Origin of the sequence: Sphingobium sp. SCG-1 (genome assembly GCF_002953135.1) — a bacterium.
Classification (GTDB): domain Bacteria; phylum Pseudomonadota; class Alphaproteobacteria; order Sphingomonadales; family Sphingomonadaceae; genus Sphingobium.
Genome location: NZ_CP026372.1, coordinates 3,923,008 through 3,932,500, shown reverse-complemented (window position 1 = coordinate 3,932,500; position 9,493 = coordinate 3,923,008). Strand labels below are relative to the sequence as shown.

Below are 9,493 nucleotides of genomic sequence, written 5' to 3'. Positions count from 1 at the left end.
CAGCAGTTTGCCGGGCATTGGTCCGGCAATATGGAGCGCTCATGCGCTCCTCTTTGACATTGTGAATGGGTTTTTTAATCGATGCCGTGGTGACATGTGCAGTTCGGTTGCCGGCCGTAAGGCCGTTCAAGCGACGCATGTGGCATTACTTTGAAATATCAGGCTGAGATTATTATCCACATCGTAAACCGTGGCGGCACTAGCCGAGTGGTAGACGCAAGGTTCGCCTTGTATCTGCCCAGTGTTGTCATTGGTGGTGTGGACTCTCAAGCGTGAGGTAAGGGCATTTGGTGAATGCCTTGGCATGCACAGGCGATGAAGGACGTGGCACGCTGCGATAAGCGTCGGGGAGCTGTGAGCAAGCTTTGATCCGACGATTTCCGAATGGGACAACCCACCTTCACCATTTAATCTCGACCCTGAGTGATCAGGAGCGGGGTTAAATGGGAAAGGTATCACTAAGCTGAATAAAATAGGCTTTGGTGAGGCGAACCCGGAGAACTGAAACATCTCAGTACCCGGAGGAAAAGACATCAACCGAGATTCCGTTAGTAGTGGCGAGCGAACGCGGACCAGGCCAGCGCCTGGGTGTTAATTAGCAGAAGCCTTTGGAAAGTGGCGCCATAGCGGGTGACAGCCCCGTATGCGAAAATGAACACTCAGGACTTGAGTAGGGCGGAGCACGTGAAACTCTGTCTGAACATGGGGGGACCACCCTCCAAGCCTAAATACTCGTGCATGACCGATAGCGAACCAGTACCGTGAGGGAAAGGTGAAAAGCACCCCGATGAGGGGAGTGAAACAGTACCTGAAACCGAATGCCTACAAGCAGTGGGAGCATCCTTGAGATGTGACCGCGTACCTCTTGCATAATGGGTCAGTGACTTAATGTATCGAGCAAGCTTAAGCCGTTAGGTGTAGGCGCAGCGAAAGCGAGTCTGAATAGGGCGATTGAGTTCGATGTATTAGACCCGAAACCCGGCGATCTAGGCATGACCAGGATGAAGGTGCAGTAACATGCACTGGAGGTCCGAACCGTTTAATGTTGAAAAATTATCGGATGAGTTGTGTTTAGGGGTGAAAGGCCAATCAAGCCGGGAAATAGCTGGTTCTCCGCGAAATCTATTGAGGTAGAGCGTCAGATGATTGCCGTTGGGGGTAGAGCACTGGATGGGCTAGGGGGTCGCGAGATCTACCAAACCTAACCAAACTCCGAATACCAACGAGTCTAGTCTGGCAGACAGACGGCGGGTGCTAAGGTCCGTCGTCAAAAGGGAAACAGCCCTAACCTACAGCTAAGGTCCCCAAATCGTATCTAAGTGGGAAAGCATGTGGGATTTCCAAAACAACCAGGAGGTTGGCTTAGAAGCAGCCATCCTTTAAAGAAAGCGTAACAGCTCACTGGTCTAAATAAGAGATCCTGCGGCGAAGATGTAACGGGGCTAAAGATACGTACCGAAGCTTAGGGTGTGATCGTTTACGATCACGCGGTAGCGGAGCGTTCCGTAGGCCGATGAAGCGATCTGGTAATGGGTCGTGGAGGTATCGGAAGTGCGAATGCTGACATGAGTAGCGATAAAGAGGGTGAGATGCCCTCTCGCCGAAATCCCAAGGGTTCCTGCTTAAAGCTAATCTGAGCAGGGTAAGCCGGCCCCTAAGACGAGCCCGAAGGGGGTAGTCGATGGGAACCACGTTAATATTCGTGGGCCTGGAGGTGTGTGACGGATGGCGTAACTTGTCTGGTCTTATCGGATTGATCCAGGCAGGGAAGTTGTCCCAGGAAATAGCCCCTCCATTATAGACCGTACCCTAAACCGACACAGGTGGGATGGTAGAGTATACCAAGGCGCTTGAGAGAAGTGTACTGAAGGAACTCGGCAAATTGCCTCCGTACCTTCGGAAGAAGGAGGCCCCATGTAAGCGCAAGCTCTCATGGGGGGCACAGGCCAGGGGGTAGCGACTGTTTAGCAAAAACACAGGACTCTGCTAAGTCGGCTTCAAGACGACGTATAGGGTCTGACGCCTGCCCGGTGCTGGAAGGTTAAGAGGAGGAGTGCAAGCTCTGAATTGAAGCCCCAGTAAACGGCGGCCGTAACTATAACGGTCCTAAGGTAGCGAAATTCCTTGTCGGGTAAGTTCCGACCTGCACGAATGGCGTAACGACTTCCCCACTGTCTCCAGTACATGCTCAGCGAAATTGAATTCTCCGTGAAGATGCGGAGTACCCGCGGTTAGACGGAAAGACCCCGTGCACCTTTACTGCAACTTCAGAGTGGCATTAGGAAAGAGCTGTGTAGCATAGGTGGGAGGCTTTGAAGCATCGTCGCCAGATGATGTGGAGCCATAGGTGAAATACCACCCTGCTGTTTTCTGATGTCTAACCTCGTACCGTTATCCGGTACAGGGACCCTCTGTGGTGGGTAGTTTGACTGGGGCGGTCGCCTCCTAAAGAGTAACGGAGGCGCGCGATGGTGGGCTCAGGACGGTTGGAAACCGTCTGTTAGAGTGCAATGGCATAAGCCCGCCTGACTGCGAGACTGACAAGTCGAGCAGAGACGAAAGTCGGTCATAGTGATCCGGTGGTCCCTCGTGGAAGGGCCATCGCTCAACGGATAAAAGGTACGCCGGGGATAACAGGCTGATGATTCCCAAGAGCTCATATCGACGGAATCGTTTGGCACCTCGATGTCGGCTCATCACATCCTGGGGCTGGAGCAGGTCCCAAGGGTTTGGCTGTTCGCCAATTAAAGTGGTACGTGAGCTGGGTTCAGAACGTCGCGAGACAGTTTGGTCCCTATCTGCCGTGGGCGTCGAAATTTGAGAGGAGTTGACCCTAGTACGAGAGGACCGGGTTGAACATACCTCTGGTGTACCTGTCATGCCGCCAGGCGTGCAGCAGGGTAGCTATGTATGGACGGGATAACCGCTGAAAGCATCTAAGCGGGAAGCCTCCCTCAAGATAAGATTTCATCGAGCCGTGGAAGACCACCACGTTGATAGGCTGGATGTGGAAGTGCGGTAACGCATGGAGCTAACCAGTCCTAATTGCTCTTTTCGCGCTTGAGAGTCCCACCATCAATGACAATGCTGGACATAACCAGTAACCCCATTGACGGTGATAAGGATGATCTTCGCAGCCCGATAAACAGGTCATAACCAATAGTGCACGGCATCGATTAAAACCCGAACAATAACGCAACCTTATGCGCCCGCTTCATTGCTTGGTGACCATAGCGTCTGTGACCCACCCGATCCCATCTCGAACTCGGCCGTGAAACCAGACCGCGCCGATGGTACTATTGCTCAAGCACTGGAAGAGTAGGTCGTCGCCAGGCATTGAAGCTGGCGCATAAGATACGCTCCCGTTCGGATATACAAAACCCATTCATGATGTTGGTGACCTCTGGTCGTGCCTCTGGCGCGGGATGGAGCAGCCCGGTAGCTCGTCAGGCTCATAACCTGAAGGTCGTAGGTTCAAATCCTACTCCCGCAACCACAGGTCGCCTACGCTCCACCACAGCCCACGTCATCAGTCAGGCAGTCTCCCGGACTGCCTCTGTGATGTCGGCTCGTCAGGCTCATAACCTGAAGGCCCCAGGTTCAAATCCTGCCCCCGATATCAACGATAACGGTGATAAGAAATCGCATACAAGCCCGGCCTTCGAAAGGGGGCGAGGCTTTCTTGTTTGAGTGGAATGTGAACATTCCTGAAAGATCACCGCGCAGAGCGATCGTCAGTTCGCCTTTTACGGGAATCAGCTCATCCCGTCCATCAGCTTGCGAACCGCCTTTACCGCCTCAGCTTCGCTTTCATCATCTGCTTATAAAGCTCCGAACTTGCCTTCCTCCTATAGGAAATGGCAACGGCTTCGGTTCTGCGATGTTCGGTACGAGCTCCACTTTTCTAAGCTCCGAGATTGTCAATCTTCTCCCTCAAGGTGGATCCCAGCAGGCTATTAAGACTGGCTAAGACAGCTTTGTCGAGATCGCGTTTGAAGCGATTGAACTCTTTTTGCCAACAGGCTAATGTATGCCCATTCCATGCGAAGCGGATCCATCTTCCGCGTAATTTTTCGCAGAAAGCTTTGGGACAGTTCTGGCTCCATCAGCTGCGTGCGCAAGCCTTTTTAGCCTTGTCACATTCACAAGCTCCTAGCGCCTAACCGGTAAGGCCCCAACCACCCGATACGTCAAGAACCTGACCTGTCACCCATCGCGCGGCGTCGCTCGACAGGAACAGCGCCGCGTCGGCTACATCTTCGACTTCTCCCATCCTTCCCATAGGCGTCTGAGAGGCCAGCAACTTGGGAAGCTCGTCATAGCGTTCGCTGGCCTCAGTGCGGGTGGGACCAGGCGCAAGCGCATTCAATCGGACGCCTTTTGATCCTAACTCGCTCGCCAACGCGCGAGTCAGTTGATTTAGCCCCCCCTTTGTCGCCGAATAGACAGAGACATGACCAGGCGGGAACTGAACGAAGCGGCCAAAGCCCGAGGAAATGTTCAGCACTGAACCGCCGGATTCTATCAGATGAGGTAGTGCGGCCTGGATAAGAATAGTCGATGACACCAGCAGTACGCTGTACATTTCCTCGATTTCAGCCGCTGTCAACGTCGCGAACGGCTTGATGTGGCTTACCAATGCGTTGTTTACCAGCACGTCCAGCCGTCCGTAGCGGTTGATCACTGTATCGATGGTCCGCCGACGGTCGTCGCCGCAGCTCACGTCCATTTGCACGAAGTCGGCTTTGCCTTCATTTTCTGCGCAGAACGTTTCCAGCGGCTCACGCCGCCGGCCAGTTACCACCACCTTGGCGCCGGCATTAACGAAAGCCTGCCCGATTCCCTTGCCGATGCCGGCGCTACCCCCGGTTATCAATATGACCTTCCCGGTAAAATCGAATGCCACAGTACCGGTCATGCTAGCTCCTCTCTAACCTTCGTCATCAGCCAACGTCGCGGTGCTGGGTGATCGAAGTGAGCGATCTTTGAGCCCATCACTTCCGAAAAATGGAAACTCCGAAAGCGTACCGTTTCCAGTCATGACATCCTGCGAACTGAAATCCGCCATAGCTTCTCAAGTCGCGGGGGTTTGGTGGCGCTGATATGTCTCTGATGAGGAAGGGCTCGCTGAGCAGCCCGGGAGGATCATATGAATTTGGCGCTATCTCTGGACCGCGTACCCGATCACATCGCCCGCGCGATAGTGGATCCCCATGCTTATGTGGAATGGGACGGGTTACACGACATGCTTGCGCACCTGCGACGGGATCATCCGTTCGCACGCGCTGACATCGAGGGTTATGACCCTTTTTGGATCGCATCGAAATACGAAGATATCCAAGAGGTGACGCGCAAGAACGACATTTTTCTGAGCGGCGTGGCGCAGCTGATGCCAACCATTGATCTCGAACTGGATCGGACCGTTGGCTTTGCCAGCGAGGCGCGAGGGCTCGTAACGATGAATGCGCCCGAACATATGAAATACCGGCGGATCGCACAGAACTGGTTCTTGCCCAAGAGTGTTCGCAGCTATGAGGATCGGTTCCGCAAGCTCGCTCGCAGCTATGTCGACCGCATGGCGGAAATGGGTGGCGAATGCGACTTCTTCAAGGAAGTGGCTGTGCGCTATCCGTTGCTGGTTATCATGTCGATCCTGGGCGTCGGTGATGAAGCCGAAGACCTTATGATGCGCTTTACGCAGAATCTCGTCAATATCGACGATCCAGACCTGACCGGGGAACCGGCGCCGAAAACTCCACAGGAGCGTGCGGCCCGCACTCGGGCCGTCGCGGAAGAAGGCTGGGCCTATTTTAATGAAATTGCCGAAGAGCGCCGCAGGAGGCCCACGGATGATGTCGCTTCGGTGATCGCCAACGCCAAGATTGACGGTGAACCGATATCTAATAATGCTGCGTTGGGCTATTACATCACAATTGCGATTGCTGGGCATGACACAACGGCGGCATCGGTGGCAGGCGCATTATGGGCACTGGCGGAGCGGCCGGAGGAACTGGCCAAGGTGAAGGCGGACATTTCGCTCGCGTCAAGTCTGGCCGAAGAGGCTGTGCGGTGGACGACCCCAATCTATCATTTCGCTCGCACTGCGGCCTGCGACACAGAATTCCGTGGCCAGCCGGTAGCTAAGGGCGACCATGTGTTCCTGAGCTTTCCTTCTGGCAATCGCGATGACCAAGCGTTCACTGATCCATTCGAGTTCAAGGCCGACCGCACTAACAACCGCCAGATCGGATTTAGCTACGGGGTGCATCAGTGCATCGGCCAGCATCTTGCGAGAATGGAAATGACAATTCTTTTTCAGGAACTCATCCCGCGCCTGCAATCGCTGGAACTGGCCGGCACTCCGAAACGCAAGATCACTAATTTCCAGGGCGGTCCCAAGTCCGTGCCAATCCGCTACAAGATTGATTGATGCGGTTGCAGATGAAATACGATGAGAAACCTGCAATCCATGGACCGTCCGCGCCCTGCAAGTGCATCTTTGGTTTCAAAGGGTGTAGATTCCATGGCTAATGGCTCGCAGGAAATTGAGGCAAATGAACAGGCGCGCCGTATCGCGCTACTAACCGGAGACCTCGACAAGCTAGATCGGTTGATCTCCGACCGGCTGCTGTTCGTTCACCCGACTGGCAATGTTGATACAAAGGCGGAATTTCTTGCCGCGTTGTCTCGCCGAAATCCTTATCTTTCGATCGACGTTATCGAACAGAATATCCTGATGCTCGATAAGACAGCCGTCGTGGCGGGCGAACTTAGCACTCTCGTTCGGCGCGACCCTCCCGAGCAGCATGTGACGCAACGCACACGCATTCTTTGTGTGTGGACGCAAGAGGACGGGGATTGGCGACTCGTCCGCTATCAGTCGGGCTGGATCGGGATGCGCTTTGGGGGATAACACCGCAGAATGATGATCCGGATGATCCGCGGCGGGCGGATTGTCAGCGTTCCTGTGCCAAATCTGGCATAGTGGCTTTTAACGGGTTGAAGTCATTCTGCTCCAACTTCTACGTTCCGCGTAAGTTCTATACGAAGTCGCTCCTGACCTGCCCGCAATGAGTGGACCGTATGGTTTGTTAGTGGATTATGCTCCCCGCCGCCATATCCGGGTGGAGGTGGAGCGAGGCGGAACCGGTGGCCGGGTATGGCGGTGAAGCCGTTTCCGGTGCCGGTGGTCGGTTTCCGAGGCTGCCGTTGTCGGAGCGTATGTTGGCTGGCGGCCCTCGTGAGATGAACAGGTCCGCCAAGGCTGCCAGCACATCCTCATACTTGAGCTGTCGCGCGACGATGGGCGCCAGGCATTCCCTGCTGGCCTCGTCAATGATGGTCAGGATGCGGAACTTGCGGCCATCATGCGTCCGACCCTCAACGAAGTCATAGGCCCACACATGTCCCGGATACTCCGGCCGCAGGCGGATGCATGATCCGTCGTTGAGCCATAAGTGCCCGCGCTTTGGCTGACGCTGCGGGACCTAGAGCCCTTCACGCCGCCAGATTCGCGCGACACGCTTACCGTCCAACCCGCATGGCACAGCAATGCCGTCACCCGGCGATAGCCGTAGCGACCATATTGCTTTGCTAATGCGATGATGTCCTCCGTGAGCGCCTCTTCGTCATCCGCCCGCGCGGCACCTTGCGCTGCGTCGATCGATGCTGACCCAGCACCCGGCAGATCCGTCGCTCGGATACCCAGACTGGAAGCTCCCGTCGCACTTGATCGATACAGCGCCGTCGTCGCGCGGGGCTCAGAAGTTTCTCAGGGCGGCCTCCTGCAGGATCAGCTTGTCCAGCGTCAGATCCGAGATCGCCCGGCGCAGCCGCTGGCTCTCCTTCTCCAGATCCTTCATCCGCCGCGCCTGATGCGTCTTCAGGCCGCCATATTCCTTGCATCAGCGATAATATGTCTGCTCGCTAACTGCGATCCGCCGACACGCTTCGGCTGTGCTCGCCCCCTGCGCCGGCACGATCTCAACTTCACGCAGCTTGCCAATGATCTCTTCCGGATTGTGCTTCTTGCTCCGCATTCAATGTCCCTTTCGTGGTCCAGACTAGCATAGTCGCTGGGCCACTCAGCGGGGGGGCAGATCAGTGGACGGTCTACTATTGAGCAAAGCGGTTTAGAAGCAGCCGATATTCGGCTTGATAGGATCGGTATAAACGAACACATTTTAAAGATGCTATACTTATCATCTTATATGCTGGGCGACCACACTGACCGGCTCTTAGCTATGGTGGGAGGACCAGGTGCCCGGATGGCAGTCCTGACGAATGCTCTCGATGCAATTCCATTGGAAGCGCAGCTAAGTTTCGCCAAGACGAATTACGATCCGCTCATATATTTTTTGCAGAACGGATTTGATCCGTCCCTCATCGACTTGAGGCGATATTTTGGTCGCCCACGCGATCTAGCGAGTCTCTTAAGGCAGTACCGCATAATCTGGGCATTGGGAGGGAACAGCTTCCTTCTCAGACGGGCTATGCGCGACAGCGGATTCGATACTATCCTTCCAGATCTGCTCGAATGCGGCATTGTCTATGCTGGCTGGAGCGCTGGTGCCTGTGTTGCAGGCGATTTCATGAGTGCTGTAGCAGTGATGGATGAACCGGACGCAACGGCTCCCGGCTATATCTCCACCGATCCAATTGAAACGGGGCTGGGCCTACTCCCGTATCAAATAATTCCCCATCATGAGTCTGATCATCCCGAAGCTTCAGCCGCAAGAGAAGCGGTAAACTGGGCAATAAAGCATGGTCTCAAATACGTGCCGCTTCGGGATGGAGAGGTGATCGTGAAAAATGGCGGCTATGTAGAGGTCTTGCCCAAGTTGCGATGACCGCTTTCTGTGACATATTATCAGCAGTTAAATCTCCGCAAATGGTCGATTTTGTCTTCTACTTCGCCGCGGCAATTGTCGCCTGACGAGCGATCAGTTGCCAGCCTGCGCTCCGCTTTGCCCAGATATCTGTAAATGGTCGTGTGACCTGCTTGCCGGCGCCAGGACCCTTTAACGGGATCATCGTGTCATATCCCATAATCACCGTCACTTCCGGCTTCTCGCCAACAAAGGTGACGTGCTTTTGGAAGTCGCGATAATCGAGAAAGTCTTGTTCCATGACGCCGATCACATCCTCCCGCCCGATCACCGTGTTGTTTGGAGAGTTGACGACGAAATCTTCGGCCCAGACGGTTCTTACTCCTGCAGCGTCATGAGCCATCATGGCCTTTCCTAGCCGTCCGTAAGCCACACCGATCTCCGGAGGCATTCGAACTCCTGGGGCAGGCTGCGCGAGCGCGGGCACGGTGACGAGGAGCGCTCCAAGCAGTGCGATCTTTCTGAACATACAAGGCCTTCCCGATTCAACAGCGGACGGGATAATGCGGCGAATTGTTGCCGCGGGCAACGGCGGGCTCTGGGGCCCTCTGTACCGCAATCAGCAACAACGATGCGCGATGCCAATGGTTATCCATTGACCATCA

Annotated in this window: 6 protein-coding genes, 1 tRNA gene, 2 rRNA genes and 1 pseudogene (1 of these 10 cut by a window edge); 6 read left to right on the top strand and 4 right to left on the bottom strand. The window is 54.9% G+C overall.

Annotation, left to right across the window (positions count from 1 at the left end):
• On the bottom strand, window positions 1-130 hold the 5' portion of the coding sequence (locus C1T17_RS21410; RefSeq protein ID WP_189338410.1) for a hypothetical protein. 77 nt of this gene lie to the left of the window's left edge; the window shows 130 of its 207 coding nt (coding positions 1-130); the start codon lies at window positions 128-130; the stop codon falls past the left edge of the window.
• 137 nt (window positions 131-267) lie between these two features.
• On the opposite strand from C1T17_RS21410, the gene C1T17_RS18150 reads away from it, so the two are divergent.
• The 3 genes from C1T17_RS18150 to C1T17_RS18140 all read left to right on the top strand — a co-directional run bounded on the left by C1T17_RS18150 (window position 268) and on the right by C1T17_RS18140 (window position 3,496).
• Window positions 268-3,065 (top strand): 23S ribosomal RNA (locus tag C1T17_RS18150).
• A 155-nt stretch (window positions 3,066-3,220) separates the two neighbouring features.
• Window positions 3,221-3,335: ribosomal RNA gene (gene rrf, locus C1T17_RS18145) — 5S ribosomal RNA — on the top strand.
• An 84-nt stretch (window positions 3,336-3,419) separates the two neighbouring features.
• Window positions 3,420-3,496, top strand: a tRNA-Met gene (locus tag C1T17_RS18140).
• 663 nt (window positions 3,497-4,159) lie between these two features.
• Here the strand turns inward: C1T17_RS18140 and C1T17_RS18135 are convergent.
• Window positions 4,160-4,918, bottom strand: a complete 759-nt coding sequence (locus C1T17_RS18135; protein ID WP_104954644.1) for an SDR family NAD(P)-dependent oxidoreductase — start codon at window positions 4,916-4,918, stop codon at window positions 4,160-4,162.
• Between the two features lie 231 nt (window positions 4,919-5,149).
• Between C1T17_RS18135 and C1T17_RS18130 the strand changes: the two genes are divergently transcribed.
• Together C1T17_RS18130 and C1T17_RS18125 are read left to right on the top strand one after the other, a co-directional pair.
• Window positions 5,150-6,430, top strand: coding sequence for a cytochrome P450 (locus tag C1T17_RS18130; RefSeq protein ID WP_104954643.1), 1,281 nt, complete (start codon window positions 5,150-5,152; stop codon window positions 6,428-6,430).
• Between the two features lie 93 nt (window positions 6,431-6,523).
• Window positions 6,524-6,913 carry a nuclear transport factor 2 family protein gene (locus tag C1T17_RS18125; protein WP_189338409.1) on the top strand — a complete coding sequence of 130 codons (390 nt, stop codon included), beginning with the start codon at window positions 6,524-6,526 and terminating at the stop codon, window positions 6,911-6,913.
• A 178-nt stretch (window positions 6,914-7,091) separates the two neighbouring features.
• On the opposite strand, the pseudogene C1T17_RS18120 reads toward C1T17_RS18125, so the two are convergent.
• A pseudogene (locus C1T17_RS18120) lies at window positions 7,092-8,039 on the bottom strand (IS3 family transposase).
• Between the two features lie 228 nt (window positions 8,040-8,267).
• Here C1T17_RS18120 and C1T17_RS18115 point away from each other — a divergent pair.
• Window positions 8,268-8,849: a Type 1 glutamine amidotransferase-like domain-containing protein gene (locus C1T17_RS18115; RefSeq protein WP_189338408.1), complete on the top strand. Its 582-nt coding sequence runs from the start codon at window positions 8,268-8,270 to the stop codon at window positions 8,847-8,849.
• 58 nt (window positions 8,850-8,907) lie between these two features.
• Here C1T17_RS18115 and C1T17_RS18110 read toward each other — a convergent pair whose 3' ends face one another.
• Window positions 8,908-9,357 carry a nuclear transport factor 2 family protein gene (locus C1T17_RS18110; protein WP_104954640.1) on the bottom strand — a complete coding sequence of 150 codons (450 nt, stop codon included), beginning with the start codon at window positions 9,355-9,357 and terminating at the stop codon, window positions 8,908-8,910.
• Window positions 9,358-9,493 lie beyond the last annotated feature (136 nt).